Annotated in this window: 17 protein-coding genes; 6 read left to right on the top strand and 11 right to left on the bottom strand. The window is 61.7% G+C overall.

The features are described from left to right. Positions 1 to 106: 106 nt before the first annotated feature. Positions 107 to 1075: a LysR family transcriptional regulator gene (locus tag AC0IYN_RS05420; protein WP_058422937.1), complete on the bottom strand. Its 969-nt coding sequence runs from the start codon at positions 1073 to 1075 to the stop codon at positions 107 to 109. A 182-nt stretch (positions 1076 to 1257) separates the two neighbouring features. Here AC0IYN_RS05420 and AC0IYN_RS05415 point away from each other — a divergent pair, with 182 nt between their 5' ends. From AC0IYN_RS05415 to AC0IYN_RS05400, 4 genes are read left to right on the top strand one after another with little or no spacing between them, the layout of a single operon-like run. Further along, positions 1258 to 2769, top strand: a complete 1512-nt coding sequence (locus AC0IYN_RS05415) for an efflux transporter outer membrane subunit (RefSeq protein ID WP_406596980.1) — start codon at positions 1258 to 1260, stop codon at positions 2767 to 2769. Between the two features lie 10 nt (positions 2770 to 2779). Continuing rightward, positions 2780 to 4957: an FUSC family protein gene (locus tag AC0IYN_RS05410; RefSeq protein WP_471840745.1), complete on the top strand. Its 2178-nt coding sequence runs from the start codon at positions 2780 to 2782 to the stop codon at positions 4955 to 4957. Next, positions 4947 to 5147, top strand: coding sequence for a DUF1656 domain-containing protein (locus AC0IYN_RS05405; RefSeq protein WP_471840744.1), 201 nt, complete (start codon positions 4947 to 4949; stop codon positions 5145 to 5147). The genes AC0IYN_RS05410 and AC0IYN_RS05405 overlap by 11 nt, the downstream gene beginning before the upstream one ends. Positions 5148 to 5157: 10 nt before the next feature. Then, entirely contained in the window at positions 5158 to 6009 is an 852-nt protein-coding gene (locus AC0IYN_RS05400; protein ID WP_471840742.1) for an efflux RND transporter periplasmic adaptor subunit, read from the top strand. A gap of 41 nt (positions 6010 to 6050) precedes the next feature. On the opposite strand, the gene AC0IYN_RS05395 is transcribed toward AC0IYN_RS05400, so the two are convergent. Together AC0IYN_RS05395 and AC0IYN_RS05390 are read right to left on the bottom strand one after the other, a co-directional pair. Continuing rightward, positions 6051 to 6452: a DUF4440 domain-containing protein gene (locus AC0IYN_RS05395; protein WP_406596983.1), complete on the bottom strand. Its 402-nt coding sequence runs from the start codon at positions 6450 to 6452 to the stop codon at positions 6051 to 6053. Then, positions 6449 to 7633 (bottom strand): MFS transporter, encoded by a 1185-nt coding sequence (locus AC0IYN_RS05390; RefSeq protein WP_471840741.1) that lies wholly within the window; start codon positions 7631 to 7633, stop codon positions 6449 to 6451. The genes AC0IYN_RS05395 and AC0IYN_RS05390 overlap by 4 nt, the downstream gene beginning before the upstream one ends. 111 nt (positions 7634 to 7744) lie before the next feature. Here AC0IYN_RS05390 and AC0IYN_RS05385 point away from each other — a divergent pair, with 111 nt between their 5' ends. Then, entirely contained in the window at positions 7745 to 8602 is an 858-nt protein-coding gene (locus AC0IYN_RS05385) for a LysR family transcriptional regulator (RefSeq protein ID WP_457267798.1), read from the top strand. On the opposite strand, the gene AC0IYN_RS05380 is transcribed toward AC0IYN_RS05385, so the two are convergent. Further along, entirely contained in the window at positions 8599 to 9411 is an 813-nt protein-coding gene (locus tag AC0IYN_RS05380) for an SDR family oxidoreductase (protein WP_471840740.1), read from the bottom strand. The genes AC0IYN_RS05385 and AC0IYN_RS05380 overlap by 4 nt on opposite strands. A 14-nt stretch (positions 9412 to 9425) precedes the next feature. After that, positions 9426 to 9890 carry a multidrug transporter gene (locus tag AC0IYN_RS05375; RefSeq protein WP_406596987.1) on the bottom strand — a complete coding sequence of 155 codons (465 nt, stop codon included), beginning with the start codon at positions 9888 to 9890 and terminating at the stop codon, positions 9426 to 9428. A 179-nt stretch (positions 9891 to 10069) separates the two neighbouring features. Between AC0IYN_RS05375 and AC0IYN_RS05370 the strand changes: the two genes are divergently transcribed. Next, positions 10070 to 10552 carry a hypothetical protein gene (locus tag AC0IYN_RS05370; protein WP_457238572.1) on the top strand — a complete coding sequence of 161 codons (483 nt, stop codon included), beginning with the start codon at positions 10070 to 10072 and terminating at the stop codon, positions 10550 to 10552. Positions 10553 to 10641: 89 nt separating this feature from the next. Here the strand turns inward: AC0IYN_RS05370 and AC0IYN_RS05365 are convergent, their stop codons facing one another. The 6 genes from AC0IYN_RS05365 to AC0IYN_RS05340 form a co-directional block, all read right to left on the bottom strand. Further along, positions 10642 to 12093: a mannose-1-phosphate guanylyltransferase/mannose-6-phosphate isomerase gene (locus AC0IYN_RS05365; protein ID WP_071494081.1), complete on the bottom strand. Its 1452-nt coding sequence runs from the start codon at positions 12091 to 12093 to the stop codon at positions 10642 to 10644. A 210-nt stretch (positions 12094 to 12303) separates the two neighbouring features. Continuing rightward, positions 12304 to 12960 carry an alginate O-acetyltransferase AlgF gene (locus AC0IYN_RS05360; protein ID WP_406596989.1) on the bottom strand — a complete coding sequence of 219 codons (657 nt, stop codon included), beginning with the start codon at positions 12958 to 12960 and terminating at the stop codon, positions 12304 to 12306. A gap of 16 nt (positions 12961 to 12976) precedes the next feature. After that, complete coding sequence (locus AC0IYN_RS05355) at positions 12977 to 14161, bottom strand: alginate O-acetyltransferase (RefSeq protein WP_406596990.1); 1185 nt, start codon at positions 14159 to 14161, stop codon at positions 12977 to 12979. An 11-nt stretch (positions 14162 to 14172) separates the two neighbouring features. Further along, positions 14173 to 15705 carry an MBOAT family O-acyltransferase gene (locus tag AC0IYN_RS05350; RefSeq protein WP_406596991.1) on the bottom strand — a complete coding sequence of 511 codons (1533 nt, stop codon included), beginning with the start codon at positions 15703 to 15705 and terminating at the stop codon, positions 14173 to 14175. 180 nt (positions 15706 to 15885) lie between these two features. Continuing rightward, positions 15886 to 16995, bottom strand: a complete 1110-nt coding sequence (locus AC0IYN_RS05345) for a mannuronate-specific alginate lyase (RefSeq protein WP_457249127.1) — start codon at positions 16993 to 16995, stop codon at positions 15886 to 15888. Between the two features lie 8 nt (positions 16996 to 17003). After that, positions 17004 to 18452 carry an alginate O-acetyltransferase gene (locus AC0IYN_RS05340; protein ID WP_406597806.1) on the bottom strand — a complete coding sequence of 483 codons (1449 nt, stop codon included), beginning with the start codon at positions 18450 to 18452 and terminating at the stop codon, positions 17004 to 17006.

The following is an 18452-nucleotide window of genomic DNA, read 5'->3' as shown; positions in this document are numbered from 1 at the left end:
CGGGCTTGCCCGCGAATGCGGTGCGTCAGCAGCAGATGTGTCGCCTGACACGCCGCATTCGCGAGCAAGCCCGCTCCCACGCTGGATCTTTATCGTCTGATAAATATCAGTTAGCCAACCGCGCGCCGCTGAGGCTGCCACTCAACTCATACGCCACCAGTTCCGCCTGGTGCGCCGCCAGAATCTCCGGCAGCGAGCCACGCAAGTATTCCACCCAAGTCTTGATCTTCGCATCCAGGTATTGGCGCGACGGGTAGATGGCGTACAGGTTCAGTTCCTGGGAACGGTAGTTGGGCATCACTCGCACCAGCGTGCCATTGCGCAAACCTTCGATCGCCGCATACACCGGCAGCAGCCCGATGCCCATGCCGCTGGTGATCGCGGTTTTCATCGCATCGGCCGAGTTCACCAGGAACGGCGAAGTATTGATCGCCACGCTTTCCTGGCCTTCGGGGCCATTGAAGGTCCACTTGTCCAGTTGGATCACCGGGCTGACCAGGCGCAGGCAGGCGTGGTTGAGCAGGTCATTGGGGCGATGGGCGCAGCCCTTGGCCTTGACGTAGTCCGGCGAGGCACAGGCAATGCTGTAGGTGATGCCCAGGCGCTGGGACACGAAGCCCGAGTCCGGCAGCTCGCTGGCCAGCACGATGGACACGTCATAGCCCTCGTCGAGCAGGTCCGGCACGCGGTTGGCCAAGGTCAGGTCGAAGGTGACGTCCGGATGAGTACGGCGATAGCGAGCGATGGCGTCGATGACGAAATGCTGGCCGATACCGGTCATGGTGTGCACTTTCAATTGCCCGGCAGGGCGCGCGTGGGCGTCGCTGGCCTCGGCTTCGGCTTCCTCGACATAGGCGAGGATCTGCTCACAGCGCAGCAAATAGCGTTTGCCGGCTTCGGTCAGCGCGATGCGTCGTGTCGTTCGGTTCAACAGGCGGGTTTGCAGATGGGCCTCAAGGTTGGAGACCGCGCGCGAGACGTTGGCAGTGGTGGTGTCCAGTTGCACGGCGGCGGCGGTGAAGCTGCCGGCTTCGGCCACGCAACTGAAGGCGCGCATGTTTTGCAAAGTGTCCATGGAGTGTTCTCAGGGGAGATAACAAATTGTGACAGAAAGTTACGCCGTCCAGTGATCCCTACCAACGGATTATCGCCTGAACGGTAACAAAGATTCACAGGAATGCCAGCTTATCGTCCTTCATGGCGCCGCCTAGAATTGCGCCACCTTTCCCGCTCCACCCTCTCAGGAATACGCTTGCCGTGCCGCGTCGCATCAGCAGAGAGCTGAAGACTCTCAGTGTTTGGGCTTTATCGTTAGCAATCAGCGGCTGCATCGGAACCGGAGGAATCGCCCCCCAAGGCCAGTCCCTCAACGCCAGTGACCTGGCCACCGACGAAGCGATCCAGAGCGCCGCCCAAGACGCCCACTGGCCCACCGCGCAATGGTGGCAAGCCTACGGCGACCCCCAGCTCAACCGCTGGGTCGACCTCGCCACCCAACACAGCCCGAGCATGGCCATGGCCGCCGCGCGGGTGCGTGAAGCACGGGCCATGGCTGGGATCGCCGAGGCGGCCGAGTCGTTGCAGATCACCAGCGACACCACCCTCAAGCGCCACAACTGGCCGAAGGATCAGTTCTACGGCCCCGGCGAGCTGAGCGGAGTCAACACCTGGGACAATAATGCCTCCCTGGGCCTGAGCTACGCCCTCGACCTATGGGGCCGCGAAAGCAACACCACCGAACGTGCCGTCGACCTGGCGCACATGAGCGCCGCCGAAGCGCGCCAGGCCCAGCTCGAATTGCAGAACAACGTGGTGCGCGCCTATATCCAGCTGTCGTTGCAGTACGCCAATCGCGATATCGTCGCGGCCACCCTGGCGCAACAGCAGCAGATTCTCGACCTGGCCAACAAACGCCTGAACGCCGGGATCGGCACCCACTTCGATGTCAGCCAGGCCGAAACGCCGTTGCCGGAAACCCATCGCCAACTGGACGCCCTGGACGAAGAGATCGCCCTGAGCCGCAACCAACTGGCAGCGCTGGCGGGCAAGGGGCCGGGGGAGGGCGCGACATTGCAACGCCCGACCCTGTCCCTCGCCGCGCCCCTGAAACTGCCGTCGCGACTGCCTGCGCAATTGCTCGGCCAACGCCCGGACGTGGTCGCCAGCCGCTGGCAAGTCGCGGCCCAGGCCCGTGGCATCGATGTGGCCCACGCCGGTTTCTACCCCAACGTCGACTTGGTCGGCAGCCTCGGCTACGTGGCCACCGGCGGCGGCATGCTGGAGTTCCTGGCCGGCAAGAAATTCAACTACAGCGTCGGTCCTGCGATCACCTTGCCGATCTTTGACGGCGGGCGCCTGCGCGCAGAGCTGGGCGAAGCCAGCGCCGGTTATGACATTGCTGTCGCCAAGTACAACCAGACCCTGGTCAACGCGCTCAAGGGCATCAGCGACCAGTTGATCCGCCGCGAGTCCATGGACAAGCAAGCCTCCTTTGCTGCGCAATCGGTGGCCTCGGCGCAGAAGACCTACGACATCGCGATGATCGCCTACCAGCGCGGCCTCACCGACTACCTCAATGTGCTGAATGCGCAGACGTTGCTGTTCCATCAGCAGCAGATCGAGCAACAGGTCCAGGCCGCGCGCCTGAGTGCCCACGCTGAATTGGTCACGGCCCTGGGCGGCGGCCTCGGTGCCGGCAACGATGTGCCTCAAGACGCCAAGACCCTTCCGAGCAAGACCCCGGCGGCGCTTGCCGCGTTCGATCACTGAGTAGGATTTGATGACGCCCTTGCCTGCACCGCTGCGCTGGCTGTATGCCCTTGAGTGGCGCCGTGGTTTTTTCGACTGGGCACGCAGTGATGGCGTGACCTGGGTGTATATCTTCAAGGTGCTGGTCGCCGCGTTCCTCACGCTGTGGTTGGCCATGCGCCTGGAGCTGCCGCAACCGCGCACGGCGATGATCACCGTGTTTATCGTGATGCAGCCCCAGAGCGGCCAGGTGTTTGCCAAGAGCTTCTATCGCTTCCTCGGCACCCTGGCGGGGTCGGCGGTGATGGTGCTGTTGATCGCCTTGTTTGCGCAGAACACGGAGCTGTTTCTCGGCGCGCTGGCGATCTGGGTGGGCATCTGCACGGCGGGCGCGACGCGCAATCGCAACTTCCGCGCCTACGGCTTTGTGTTGGCCGGCTACACGGCGGCGATGGTCGGCCTGCCGGCCCTGGCGCATCCGGATGGGGCCTTTATGGCGGCGGTGTGGCGAGTGCTGGAAATTTCCCTGGGGATTCTGTGTTCCACCCTGGTCAGCGCCGCGATCCTGCCGCAAACCTCCAGCGCCGCCATGCGCAACGCGTTGTACCAGCGCTTTGGCGTGTTCGCGCTGTTCGTCACTGATGGCCTGCGCGGGCGCAGCCAGCGTGAGGGGTTCGAGGCCAGCAATGTGCGTTTTATCGCCGAAGCCGTGGGCCTGGAAGGGCTGCGCAGTGTGACGGTGTTTGAAGACCCGCATATGCGTCGGCGCAACGGTCGGCTCAGTCGCCTTAACAGCGAATTCATGAGCATTACCACACGCTTCAATGCCTTGCACCAGTTGCTGGAGCGCTTGCGCACCGATGAAGCGGACCATGTGGTCGCGGCTATCAAGCCTGGGCTGCAAGACCTTGCCGAAGTGCTCGACGGCTTCTCCGGCCGTGCGCTCACTAGCCCGGACGCGGCACGCTTGGTCAGCCAGCTCAGCGCTTACAAGGACGGCCTGCCCGCCAAGGTCCGCAGCTTGCGGGCAGCTTTCCAGGAAGAGAATCCCAGTGAAGCCGAACAACTGGATTTCCACACCGCCTACGAGCTTCTTTACCGTTTTGTCGACGACCTGCATAACTACGCGCAAACCCACGCTTCCCTGGCGGACCACAGCCATGCGCGCGAGCAGTGGGACGAAACCTTCATCCCCAAGACCAACTGGCTGGCCTGCGCCGCCTCGGGAATTCGCGCGTCATTCATCCTGATCGTATTAGGCAGCTATTGGGTGGCTACCGCCTGGCCCAGCGGCGCGACCATGACCCTGATCGCCGCTGCCACCGTGGGCTTATCCGCCGCCACGCCGAACCCGAAACGCATGGCGTTCCAGATGGCGTGCGGCACCTTGATCGGGGCCTTAGTGGGCTTTGTCGAAATGTTTTTCGTGTTCCCCTGGATCGACGGCTTCCCACTGCTGTGCGTGATGCTCGCCCCGGTGATCATCTTTGGCGCATTCCTCGCTTCGCGCCCGCAATACGCGGGTGTTGGAGTGGGGCTGCTGATCTTCTTCAGCACCGGCTCGGTGCCGGACAACCTGACGATCTACAACCCCTACACCTTCATCAACGACTACATCGCCATGGTCATCGGCATGCTGGTGTGCGCGGCGGCGGGGGCGATCATTTTGCCGCCCAACAGCCGCTGGCTGTGGCGCCGGTTGGAGCAGGACCTGCGCGAGCAAGTGGTGTACGCGATCAGCGGCAAGCTCAAGGGCCTGGCCTCAAGTTTCGAAAGCCGTACCCGCGACCTGCTGCACCAGGCCTATGGCCTCGCCGTCGGACAGCCGCAAGTGCAACGCGACCTGCTGCGCTGGATGTTCGTGGTGCTGGAGGTCGGCCACGCGATCATCGAGTTGCGCAAGGAGCAGGCGATTCTGCCGGTGCACCCGGCGTACGCGGAGTCCCAGCCGTGGCGCCAGGCGATCCGCGTGATGGGCCGCTCGCTGGTGCGGCTGTTCCTGCAACCCAGCGCGAGCAACCTGGAGCGCGGCCTGATCGCCGTCGACCATGCGATCAGCCGCGTGCAGGCCACCGATGAACCTTTCGCCCCGCACTTCGACACCTCGGCCCTGCGCCGGGTGAAAAGCTACCTGCACTTTATCCGCACTTCACTGCTCGACCCGCAATCGCCGCTGGCTGCTCTAAAAGGATCCTCGCATGCCCCGTGAAATCGCCTTCCATGGCGTGTACATGCCAACCATGACCCTGATGTTCCTGATCGCGGCCGTGTTGGCCTGGGCGCTTGATCGCTTCCTGGCCGGGTTCGACCTGTACCGTTTTTTCTGGCACCCGGCGTTGCTGCGCCTGAGCCTGTTTTTTTGCCTGTTCGGCGCCCTGGCGCTGACCGTCTACCGTTGAGAATGCCCCGATGAAAAAGTTTTTCAGCCTGCTCGCGACCTTGCTGGTACTGGCCTCGGCCATCTGGATTGGCCGCACGTTGTGGGTGCACTACATGGAAACCCCGTGGACCCGCGACGGGCGTGTGCGTGCCGATATCATCAACGTCGCCGCCGACGTGACCGGCGAAGTGGTCGACGTGCCGGTGCGTGACAACCAGTTGGTCAAAAAGGGCGACCTGTTGATGCAGATCGACCCCGAGCACTACCGCATTGCGGTCAAGCAGGCGCAATCGCTGGTGGCGTCGCGCAAAGCCACCTGGGAAATGCGCAAGGTCAATGCTCACCGTCGGGCTGACCTCGATGCGTTGGTGATCTCCAAGGAAAACCGCGACGACGCCAGCAACATCGCCGACTCGGCGCTGGCCGACTACCAACACGCGCTGGCGCAACTGGAAGCGGCCGAACTCAATTTGAAACGCACGCAGGTGGTGGCGGCGGTGGATGGTTATGTCACCAATCTGAACGTGCATCGCGGTGACTACGCCCGCATCGGCGAAGCCAAGATGGCCGTGGTGGACATGAACTCGTTCTGGGTTTATGGCTTCTTCGAAGAAACCAAGCTGCCCCACGTCAAGGTCGGTGATAAAGCCGATATGCAATTGATGAGTGGCGAGACCTTGAAGGGGCATGTGGAAAGCATCTCGCGCGGCATCTACGACCGCGACAACCCCGAAAGCCGCGAACTGATTGCCGATGTGAACCCGACCTTCAACTGGGTGCGCCTGGCCCAGCGGGTGCCGGTGCGGATTCATATCGATGAGGTGCCGGAAGGCGTGTTGTTGGCGGCGGGCATCACCTGCACCGTCATCGTCAACCGATAACCCTGTGGAGCCGGCCAGCCGGGGCCTACCGGTCGACCGCGTTATACCTTGATGAACGTTTCGTGCAGGTGGCGCCACAGCAGCGCGCCGCTGGCCTGCTTCTCGAACACCACCGTGGCGCGGCGATCGGTCTGGGTGCCGCTGGCATCGATCTGATGCTCGCGATAGGTCACCGTTGCGCCGCGCGCATGCCGGTCAATCCCGGTCATTTCACTCAAGGTGATCTTCAACCCCGGGCGCATGCCGCCCAGACGCGTGAATAAAGCATTGACCCCAGCCGCATTCACCCTGGTGCCAGTGGCGGGGGCGACCATGCTGAACTCAGGCGAGAAACGCGCGAGCAAGCTTTCCAGGGTGCCTTGCGGCGCAACGCCGGCAAACCACTGTTCGATCTCGACGTGGGTCTGGATCACTTCTTCAAAAAAATCGCTGTAGTCGATCATGGGTGAGGCTCGCTGGCAGGGTGAAGCAGTGTGCGGACTCTGGAAGCGTCCAGGCGCAGCACTGCAAAAAAAGGCAGCAGGGTCAGGGCCGCCGCCATCGTGAAGGTTATGGCGAAAGAATCCAAGGCCGACAACAGCGCACTCAGTGCGGCCGCGCCGAGACAGAAACTCACTTGTCGGTTGATGTTCCACAAGGCACTGGCGTGGCCCATGCGTTCGGCAGGGGTGTCGAGAAACGCCAGGGTCTGCGCGGTGCTGCTGCACAGGCTGCCGCCCAACCCCATCAACAGATAGGCCGGCACAATCAGGGTCGGTACGTTGAGCAACAGAATGCCGACGCATTGCAAGGTCATGCCGGCCAACAGCAATGGCTTCGGCCCGCAGCGATTGAACAGCTTCTTGCTGAGGTAAATCGCCAGGGCTGAAGCCAGCGCCCACGGCAGCATCAGTGCGCCAGTCTGTGTGGCGTCATAGCCGAGCCCACGCAGGTAGAGGATGGCAATGAGGCTGGTGCCGATGAATACGCCGGGGATACACAGGTAGATCAGCATCGCGGTGCGCAGCATCGGGCTGCGGGCCTGTTGGAAAATACTGCCCACGTCCAAGGCAGGTCGGGCATTGGTGGGCCTGTCCGGTTTTATCCACAGCAGGGCCAGCAGCAGCGTGATCAACGCCAAGGGCAAGTTGGCGTAGAAGATCCAGCGCCAAGACACGCTGTCGACAATCAACCCGCCCAATGCAGGGGACAGCGCCGGCACCAGTAACGCCACCGACATCACCCGCGCCGTGAGTTGGCTGCGTTCAGCGGGCGGGAAATACCGGTAGGCCATCGCCTGGCCCACGGGAATCAACAAGCCACCGCCCAACCCTTGCAGGCCGCGCCAACCGATCAGCGCTTCAATCGAACTCGCCTGGCCCACCAATAACGAGGCGCCGGCGAACAGCAGCAAGCTGGCGGCAATCAAGCCGCGTTCACCCATCCTCGCTGCCAGCCACACGCTGAACGGAATAATCACGGTGAGGCCAAGCATGTAGGCATTGCTGACCCACGCCAGTTGCGTGACCGAGGCTTGCAGTTCGCGAGCGATATCCGGGTAGGCAACCGTGGCGACAAACATGTTCACCAGGTCCAGGGCAAAGCCCAACAAAAAGATCCAGGCGACTTTCGAGCGGTAGGTCATGGGCGCGGTCCGGCGAGTGAGGCGGGCAGGGTAGGCCGCACACAGCGTTTGGGATACGCCGGTTTGCCTGCTAGTTTGTCAAAAATATTTTGACAAAGAGGCTTGCAACCGATGGTCAGCCTGGACCGATTCGACACTTTCAAGGCCGTGGTCGAGGCCGGCTCGCTCACCGCGGCCGCCGACCTGCTGGGCCAGACCCGTGCCGTCGTCAGCTTCAACCTCAAGCGCCTGGAAGCTGAACTGGGCGTCACCTTGTTGACCCGCAACACCCGCCAACTGGCGCTCACCGATGCCGGTGAGCGCTTCTACCTGCGTTGCACGCGGATGCTCGAAGAGGCGCGATTGGCGGTAGAAGAAGCGCGCTCGGAGCATGCCCAGCTCAAAGGGACGTTGCGCATTACCACCACGGTCGAGTACGCGTTGGCCAAGGTTGCACCGGCGGTCGAAGCCTTCCGCCGCCTGCATCCAGACCTGCACATACACTTATCCACATCCTCTACTCACGCGGACCTGATCTCCGAGCGTTTTGACGTGGCAATTCGCTTGGGGCGCTTGCTGGATTCAAATCATCGCGCGGTGCAACTGTCCACGTTCGAGGTGTTCGCCGTGGCAGCACCCGCGTTTGCCGCGACCGACTCACTGGACGCGTTGGAGCAGCTCCCCAAGCTGGGGCACGGTCGTTTGACGGAACTGAGTGTGACCGACCCTCAGGGCGGCGAGCATCAATACCGCCCCGGCCCGACGGCGCTCATGGCCGACAGCGCGGCAGTGCTCCAGGCCTTTGCCATCCGCGGGCATGGCGTGGCGGTGTTGCCGCAATGGTTGGTACAGGACGACCTGGACGCGGGACGGTTGGTGCGCCTGTTGCCGGATCATCGCTTCGCCCCACAAGGGATCTACGCACTGTATCCGGACACTCGGCATTTGCCGTTGAAGGTGCGGGCTTTTATAGATTTTTTGAAGGGTTAGAGCGAACCGCCCAGCCCGAAGCGTTTCTTCAGCACCTTCTCCAACAACCCCTTGGGCAACAACGCCGCCATCAACGGCAGTGCCCGGCTGCCATTGCCCGAGCGCAACAGCCGAGGCGGCTGTGGCTGTTGCACGGCCTTCAGCACGTGCGCTGCAAACACGCTGGCCGGGGTTGGTTTGTCCTGGGAGGCCTGGCTGCGTGCGCGGATGCCCTCGCGCAACGGCCACCACGGCGATTGCTCGTTGATCAGCAATTCTGCCTGGGCGCCTGCGTTTTTCGCGAAACTCGTATTGATGGCGCCGGGTTGCACTTCCATGACCCGCACGCCAAAGGGTGCCAGTTCCATACGCAGTGCATCGCTCAAGGCGTGCACGGCCGCTTTTGATGCGCAGTAGGCGCCTGCAAAGGGGGTCACCAGCACACCGGACACACTGCCGATATTCACCACCAGGCCTTTGCCGCGCCGCAATGCAGGGAACAGCGCCTGGGTCACGCCGACGAGGGAGAACACATTGGTTTCGAACTGACGCTGCATCGCCTCGGTGCCGCCGTCGAGCAAGGGGCCCATGGCACCGTAGCCGGCATTATTGACCAGCACGTCCAGCTCGCCCCATTGCTCGGCCAAGTGTTTCAAGGCGGCACTGTCGTTGACGTCCAGCTGCACCGCATGGAAACCGGCGGCGCGCAGGGCCGCGACATCTTCTTCCCGCCGGGCGCTGGCCCACACGTCATAGCCTGCGGATTTGAACGCATCTGCCAGGGCACGGCCGATGCCGCTGGAACAGCCGGTGATGAGTACATTGGGCATGAATCAATCCTTTGTCAGTCCGAGAAACTGCCTTGCAGGTGCTCGGCACGAAATTCCAGGGTTTGCGGGCGATAACCAGGGCGCAGGGGCGGGGTGGGCAGGCAATCGTCCCACGTGGCGCCGGCCTGCAGTTCGCCAGGGCCGCGATAGCGCGGGGCGGCGTAGACGTTGTCGGCCAGGTTGACCGAGTCGCCCGGTGCATAGGCGGCGACGCGCCAGCGCAGTTCGGTCAGTGGTACGTCGTTGCCGTTGTTGAGGGTCAGCTTGAGCGGGCGGTCGGCCGGGCATTCTTGCGGGGCGAAGGTGATGCGCAGTTCCAGGCGCGCCAGTTGCGAGGCTTCGCGGTTGTCCAGCCACACCACCCAGATCGCCACGAAGCCCAGGCCGACAGCGGCAGCGAGGGAGACCGGCAGCGCCTTGGCGGGGTAGCGCAGTAGGAGGATCAGCCAGGTGATGATCAGGAGAACGCCGAAGAACATGGTGACAGTCTCGTATACGGATAAGACATCCTACCTGCGGCGTGGCATTGATGACTATTGGCGGTAGGACTTTTTGATGGAGGGGAACCGGTTCGCTCCTTTCTCCCACAGAGCCAGTATAGGGAAATGCAGATTATCCAGGAGGGTAATAAAAACGTTCTGTTATTTGAGAAAAAACCATGAATGCTTCAGCCCTAACTGCGCCGGTCACTGCATCCCAAATTGCGTCAGTCTTGACCTCGCTCATCGCTCCCCAGCCCGCGCCAACGCCGACCAACGCTGGAACTGCCGACCTAAGTGCAGAGAAAGACGTTGATGTGAAGCCCCGCATGCAACATCAAAAGCTGACCAGCCTGGGACAAACGCTTCTGCAAAGTGCCGGTGTGCTTCTCCCCACAGCGCTGCATAACAATGAGAACAAAGAGAAAGCGGCGGGAGCCGGTTTGATGGCGGGCGGAGCCGCCGCGGAAGGCATTGGGAAAAGGATTGGTTCAAGTGGCGGAATAGGCGCAAAAGCCTTGGGTGCGGGCTTGGTCTTCTTGGGCAGGGCTGCTCAAGACGTTGGTAAGGCGCGATATGATAACTCGGGCAGCACCACTGGCAGTACTGGCAATTACAACGCCTATTCCCCTAAGAACTGGAAGGGGCCGTCCCAGGCTTAGGTCGTCGCCGGAAATGAAAAAAGCCCCCACCCAACCCACTGCGGATAGGGGACGCAATGGGCTGGGCGAGGGCTTCTTGTACGACTGTTTTACTGCGCGATAGTTTTCACCGACACGCCACGTTCAACCGGTGTCGAGCGACCGTAGATATCTTCGAAGCGCTCGATATCGTCTTCGCCCAAATAGCTGCCCGATTGCACTTCGATGATCTCCAATGGGATCTTGCCCGGGTTGCGCAGGCGATGCACCGAGGCGATCGGGATGTAGGTGGACTGGTTCTCGGTGAGCAGGAACACGTTCTCGTCACAGGTGACTTCGGCGGTGCCGCTGACCACGATCCAGTGTTCGGCGCGGTGGTGGTGCATTTGCAGCGACAGGCACGCGCCCGGCTTGACCGAGATGTGCTTGACCTGGAAACGCCCGCCCATGTCCACCGAGTCGTAGGAACCCCACGGACGGTACACTTCGCAGTGGTTCTGGGTTTCGCTGCGGCCTTGGTCGTTGAGGGTCGAGACCATCTGCTTGACGCCCTGGACCTTGTCCTTGTGGGCAATCATCATCGCGTCCTTGGTTTCCACCACCACGATGTTGTCCAGGCCGATCACGGACACCAGCTTGCCGTTGCCGTGGATCATGCAGTTGCGGCTGTCCTGGATCACCACGTCGCCTTTGCTGACGTTACCGTGGATGTCTTTGTCGTTGACGGCCCACAGCGACGCCCAGCAACCCACGTCGCTCCAGCCGGCACTCAGCGGCACCACGCAGGCGCGCTGGGTTTTTTCCATCACGGCGTAGTCGATGGAGTTGTCCGGGCAGCAGGCGAAGGTGGCTTCGTCGAAGGACACTGTGTCGGCATCCTGTTCGCTGCGCTCCAGGGTCAGCAGACAGGTGTCGTAGATGTCCGGATCGTGCTTTTTCAGCTCTTCGAGGAAGCGGCTGGCACGGAACAGGAACATGCCGCTGTTCCAGAAGTAACCGCCGCTTTTGACGAACTCGATGGCGCGTTTTTCATTGGGTTTTTCCACGAACTGCTCGACGCGGCTCACGCCTTCCGGCAGCAGCGAGTCGTTGGTGGACTTGATGTAGCCATAACCGGTTTCCGGACGGGTAGCCGGTACACCGAACAACACCATCTCGCCACGCTCGGCGGCCACGGTGGCCAGGGCCAGGGCGCGCTGCAGGGCTTTCTGGTCGTCGATCACGTGGTCGGCCGGCAGCACCAGCATCAACTCGTCGCGGCCTTCATTGACCAGCATCATCGCGGTGAGGGCCACGGCCGGCGCGGTGTTGCGGCCGAACGGTTCCATCAGGATGCGCTGGCTTTCCAGCTTACGGGCGGCCAACTGTTCGTTGACGATAAAACGGTGGTCCTTGTTGCAGACCACGATCGGGGTGTCCATGCCTTCGAACACCAGGCGCTCCAGGGTTTGCTGGAACAGCGTGTGCTCGCCGGTCAGGGCCAGGAATTGTTTAGGGAACTGTTTACGCGAAAGCGGCCAAAGACGTGAGCCGCTACCACCGGAAAGGATGACTGGAATCATGGGTGTTTCTCCTTGAATCGATTTGGGTCAGAGCTACGAAGGTTTGTCGTTTCACTCTTGTTTTTGTCTCGGTCCGACCGGACTCCTCGGTCCCTGTGGGAGCCGGGCTTGCCCGCGATGCAGACGACTCGGTTTGTCAGGGACACCGAGGTGATGCCATCGCAGGCAAGCCAGCTCCCACAGGGGAGCGGAGCCAGGTCGAAAATCTAATTAGCGGGTCGACACAGGGCGTTTCACCCACACTGGCGACAGGCTCGAACCGGAACCGGTGACGTACAGCACCGCTGCCTCGCCGCGCTCCAGGGCCACCGGCTTCACGTCGCCGACTTTCTTGTCGCCGTCATACAGCGCCAGGCTCACCTTCACCGGGTTGATCTCACGCTCGCCACGACTTTTGGCGGCAACGGCCTTGACCACATCGGTCTTGCCGTCAGCGGTTTTCAGGGTCAGGGCCTTGTCGCTGAGGTTCTGTACGCGGACCAGGGATTTCTGCTTGTTCTTGAACGGTGGCTCTTCGATCAGCTGCGGCTGGCCGCTGCCGCTGTTGACCAGGGTGTAGTAATGATCGGCGGCGAGCTTGACCGGCACGGTCTGGCTGCCGACCTTGGCGCTGTAGTCACCGCCGGGCATGAAGCTGAAGTCGCTGCTGGCCAGTGGCGCAACGTCGCTCAAGTTGGTCGCGCCAACAGTGGCGCTGACTTCCTGGTTGCTGGCGTTGTAGATGCGCACGAAGCTTGAGCCTTTCGGCGCGGTTGGGCCGTAGAGGGCGGCGTCGCCACCGGCGAAGGCGGACATCGATACGAAGCTCAGGCCGGCTGCGATAGCCAGGGTTTTAGCGAGACGACGAGGAGTTGTAGTGAAAGTCATGTGAGTTACCTCTCTTTCAGTTTTGCGCCCGGTCGGGCGTCTCGGATTTTTCGTGTTTAATCGGGGTGTTCAGTGCCATGTTCTGTTGGCGCGAACCGGCTTGTTTAAGCTGCGCAACCCACGCGGGGTCGGCATCACCGATTTCGTTGTTTACGGGCAGATAACGTTCAGGAAACTCCCAGATCAGCACCTGTGGCGGGCTGTTCTTGAAGTCATCGCTTTTCAGGTAGCTGAGCATCGGCAGGATCGGGCCGTGGCCGTCTTCGGCGTAGCTGACCACGTCGCTGCCCAGGGCTTGCTTGAGGGCGCCGACGAAGTTCCAGTTGGGGTTGGCGCTGTAGCTGGTGCCCACCAGTGCCACCGGGGTTTCGCTGTCGCTGAACAGCGCGTCGTCGCCTTTGGTTTCGGCCAGGTGCGTCACGCGTTTTTCCAGCGGCTCTTTCGGCGGCATCAGGTTTTCGAACAGCGGGTCCAGCGGCAGGAACAGACGCAGGTCGCCTTTGTGCGGTTCGGTTTTTTCCGCCTCGGTGACAAAGCGTTGCGGCTCACCGCTCAGCGGGGTCTTGTCGGCGATGGCCTTGGCCAACTGCTTGGCGGCGATTTCCGCACCGTCCGGGGTCCAGTGCGTGTCGGTGCGCAGAAACACTTGCTTGCCGCCGAGCTTGGCCTGTTGCAGCGGGCCGAGTAGGTCCGGGGCGATGATCTTGTCGGCAGCCACACGGGCGTGGAAGTCCTGGTACAGGTTGGCGTGGATGCTGGCCGGTTTCACTTCACCCAAATGTTCCGGGTAGAGGCGCACCTTGGCCGGCACGATTGCCATCACCAGTTGAATGCCTTGGGCCTTGAGTTTCTGGCGCACGCCTTCGACCAGTGCGTAGTTGCCTTCCAGGTTCTGGTCTTCGTTGACGGCGGGGTTGAACTCCTCATCGCTGTACAACCAGTGATCGCGGCCCAGCACCACGCCGGGGCGGCCTTCATTGAACAGCTTGTAGTCCAGCGCCGCCCACAGGTTGGTGCCGATGCGCTTGATCGGGAACTGGTCGTCGTAGTGCGTCTCGACGGCCTTGGTCCAGCGACCGTTGAGCACGGTGGCGTCGGCATTGGTGCTGAAGCCGAAGAAACTGCGCAGCGACCAGGCGCCGAGCGCCAGCAGCACCACCAGGAACAGGCCGATATAGAGGACGCGTAATGATCGTGTCATGGTCGGCTCCCTCAGAATTGGAAGTAAAGGAACGGCGAGAAACTCTGCGCCGACAGTTTGAGAATCGACGCCACGAACAGCAGCAGCACCGCAGCGCGCATGGCGTAGCGTGGCCAGTCAGCGGTCCAGTAGGCCGGTTGCACGGCGGCATCCTGGCCAACGGTGAAGCCTGGCTCGTGGATGCTGCCGGGGTTGTCGCCCGGTACGGCCTTGATCAGGCTCGGATCGGCAGGCTTGGCTTTGTCCGCTGGGCGATTGGTGTAGAAATCGCGCAGGCCGAAGAACGCCAGCGTTGCATACGCCACCACCAGAGTTGCCACTTGCAGGCCGGTGAGGTTGGCGCGGTTGAGTTCCGACAGCGACCACTCGCCAAAGCTGAACATCGCACCGTACATACGGCCGGCGACGTGAAGATTTTCGGCGCGGAAGATTACCCAGCCCATCACCACCAGCAGGAAGGTGAAGGCCCAACGCACCGGGTTGAAGCTGCGCGGCGAAGTGTTGAGGCCGATGGCTTTTTCAATCGCCAGCCACATGCCGTGCCACGCACCCCACACGATGTAGGTGATGTTCGCACCGTGCCACAGGCCACCGAGCAGCATGGTCAGGAACAGGTTGCGGTAGGTGGTCAGCGTGCCTTTACGGTTGCCACCCAGGGTGATGTACAGGTAGTCACGCAGCCAGGTGGAGAGGCTGATGTGCCAGCGCCGCCAGAACTCAGTGATCGACTGGCTGATGTACGGCTGCTTGAAGTTCTCCATGAAGCGGAAGCCCATCATCAAGCCCAGGCCGATGGCCATGTCGCTGTAGCCGGAGAAGTCGAAGTACAGCTGCGCGGTGTAGGCCAGCGCACCGAGCCAGGCATCGCCGGTGGTGGGGTTCTGCAGGGCGAAGCAATGGTCGGCCACCACCGCCAGGGTGTCGGCGATAAAGACTTTCTTGATGAAACCCTGCATGAACCGCGTGCAGCCCTCGGAGAACTTGTCGAGGGTGTGGGTGCGGTTGTTGAACTGGTCGGCCAGGTCGCGAAAGCGCAACACCGGGCCGGCAATCAAGTGCGGGAAAATCGCCACGAACGCCGCAAAGTCGATGAGGTTGCGGGTCGCTGGGGTATCACCACGGTACACGTCAATGATGTAGCTGATGGACTCGAAGATGTAGAACGAGATCCCGATCGGCAACAGCACGTGGGTGAGGATAAAGGGCTCCAGGCCCGCCGACTTCATCATCACGTTGATGCTGTCGACGCCGAAGTTGGCGTACTTGAAGTAGCCGAGGATGCACAGGTCGACCGCCACGCCGAGCAACAACCAGCGTTGGGCCGGCTTGGTGCGCACGCCGGCTGCCCCGACCTTGAGGCCGATCCAGTAGTTCCACAGCGTCACGGCGGCGAACAGCGCCAGGAAGTCCACTCGCCACCAGGCGTAGAACACATAGCTGGCAATCAGCAGCAGCAGGTTGCGATAGCGTTGCCCGCTCAAGTAGTACAAGCCGAGAAAGATCGGCAAGAACAGAAACAGGAACACATTGGACGAGAAAACCATCCCGATCTCTCCATGTTTAACCAACAGTCAAGGGCCAGAGCCCCCCCAAACCCCCCCACGATTTCGCGGGAGGGCGGTACTACATTCACGCCACCTCTCTGTAGGAGCCCGGCTTGCCGGCGATGGCGTCTTCAGGATCGCCATCGCCGGCAAGCCGGGCTCCTACAGGAGGGGGTTCCGTCAGGAACCTTTGTTGCCCTTTTCATGCGTCGGGTCGTAGACCTTGGTCAGGTCGCCCCCGAGGCGGAAGGTCTTGAACGGTTGCATCCCGTGCTTGCGCTCGATCACATCCGGGGCGCAGGTGTAGAGGGTGCAGAACGGTTCGAGCCAGGCAAACTTCATGTCTTCCTTCAGGTCTTTCATGTCCTGCTCTTTGCCGTTCTTCTGCTCGAAGATCTCCGGGTCTCTCACCCCAGCAAGCACTTTGTCGCCCAAGCGTTTGAGTGCGCCGTTGTTTTCCTGGCGCAGGTCTACACCGTTGACCAGGGCAAAACTGGCGATCATCGACAGCGGCGGCAGCGCGTAGTTGTGGTACGACAAGGCGCGTTGCTGACGCTTCAGTTCGTTCGGCAGGAAGCCTTGGTCATCGACCTGGTTCGCGCCGACCTTGTATTCCTTCACGGCCCAATCAAACAGGTCGCGGCGGTTGGTGGCGACGGACGTTGCCATCACCGACCAGGCGGCCCAGTAGGAGTGGTTGTTGGTTTTTTCCAGCGGCAGGTTGTCCCAGTCGCTCACCACCTGATCGGCCAGTTTGTTGAACCAGGCTTCGATCAGTTGCGCTTCCTGCTGGTGGTTGGCCAGCGGGTGCGACTCGGAGAACTTCAGGCGCACATAGGCCGACGCCATGCTGCCCAACGCCCATTTGCGCATGGACTTGCCGGTGTGGTTGAAGTCCTTGGACATCAGTGCGTCTGCCCGAGCCCAAGTAGCCAGCCAGTTGAGCGTGCATTCCAATTGCTCCGGACGACCGTCGCGCATGAACTGCATCACGCGCTTGCTGGTGTCTTTTTCCAGCTTGGTGATGTCGGCGGTGCTGTCGCGAAAGGCTTTTTCGGATTGCACATTCAGCGTGGAACGGGCCTTGTCCGAACCTTCGTACTTGCTGCGAAATTGCAGCGAGCCGGTGTACGGCGCCGGCATGGCGTCGCAGTCATTCTTGAAGTCGCCGGTCTTGAACGCTTCCACCGGGGCGAAGTAGCCCTGGGGTGGACGCAGTGGCGCGGCGGCGTTGACTGAGCCGGCGAACATCGCCAGGCCCAGCAGCGTTGGAATCAATAACTTCTGCATAGGTAACCTCATTGCCCAGTTGAAGCGGTCTGTTGACCACTGGCTGGGAATACGTTGCGTGTGCAAATTTTCGCTTCGACTTTCTGCGCGGCAGCGCCCGCTTCCGGACCCTGCACTTCCACGGCCAGCAAGTTCTGCGAGGCCCAGTCTTCATCGGTGCGCAGTTCAAAGGCGAAACGCCCGTCTGTATCGGATGTTTCGGGTTTCTCGATCTTGATGTCCTCGTGGCGCCCGTTCATGTACCAGAGGGTGGCTTGCAGGGTTTTCACCGACGGGTCGGCGAAGCGGATATCAACCTGGTGATTGGCATTACGCAGGTCTTTGTTCGAACTGTTCACCAGCAATTCGTTCTTGCCGGGTTTCAAGGTGGTGCTGGCTGTCATCTGCGCGGTCTTGCCTTCGCAGCCGTTGTCGAGCAGCGACATCATCTGGCGATAGATGGTCTCCTGGTCGAGGCGGTACAGCGGCGAGAACTCCCAGATCAGGATCTTTGGCGGGGTCTTCTGGAATTCATCGCTGCCCAGGTACTGGATCATCGAGCCTTCGAGGCCACCGCCGGGGAAGGCGACGTTGAGGATGTCAGCACCGATTTCCTGTTCCAGGAAGCCGGCGAAGTTGTAGTTCTTGCCGCTGTGGCTGGTACCCACCAGGGTGATCTGCGGGTTGCCGGAATCGCCGAACAGGTCGCCGTCGCCCGCTTCGCCCTTGGGCTCGGTGGTGAACTGGTCCATGTACTGGATCGCGTAGCTCGTGCCGCACAGCTGGCCGGCCATGTTGTGCAGGGTGCCAGTCTTGCCCATGCGCCCGGAGCGCTTGGTTTCGAATTCGCGCTTGGGAATATCGGCGAACTCAGGCATGGCACGCACTTTGGCACCGACGATTTTTGCGGTGCGCTGGGCGCCGTACGGCGTCCAGTGTTGGTCGCCACGGAAGTAGAAATCGTGGGCCGGCAGTTCATCCGGAAGCTGTTCGTTGGTCAGCGGCGACAGGTCCGGCACTACGTAACCCATCTTGGCGAAACGCCCGAGCATGGTTTTGTAGTTACCCAGCGCCTTGTCAAAGTCGAACTTGGCTTTCTCTTCCGGGTTGAGCTTGTTGCGATTCACCAGGCCACGGGTCGGCTGGTAGACCACCACCAGTTCCACACCCTTGGCCTTGAACGCATCGTGCAACTGCTGCATGCGTTTGTAGCCGGACGGGGTGGTGTCGAATTCGGTACGCAGGTCTTCCTGGGTACGGAACAGCCAGTCGCCCTGGGCTTGCACCAGGGTGGTGAAGTTCTGCTGGTAGCGTGTGGTGTAGTTCTTTGCATCGTGGGCGGCCGGGCACAGGCTGCAGCACGGCTCGGCGGTGAAGGTCGGTGCCTTGATTTCGTCGGCGCGTACGCCTTGGCTGGCCGCGAGCAGGCCGAGGGTCAGACCCGAGAGGCTCAGCAGTTTGATCATGTGTGGGTGCAT

It is taken from the genome of Pseudomonas sp. AC112, from assembly GCF_979253545.1.
Note: the sequence above shows the minus strand (reverse complement) of the source record. Positions and strands in the feature narration are given on the sequence as shown.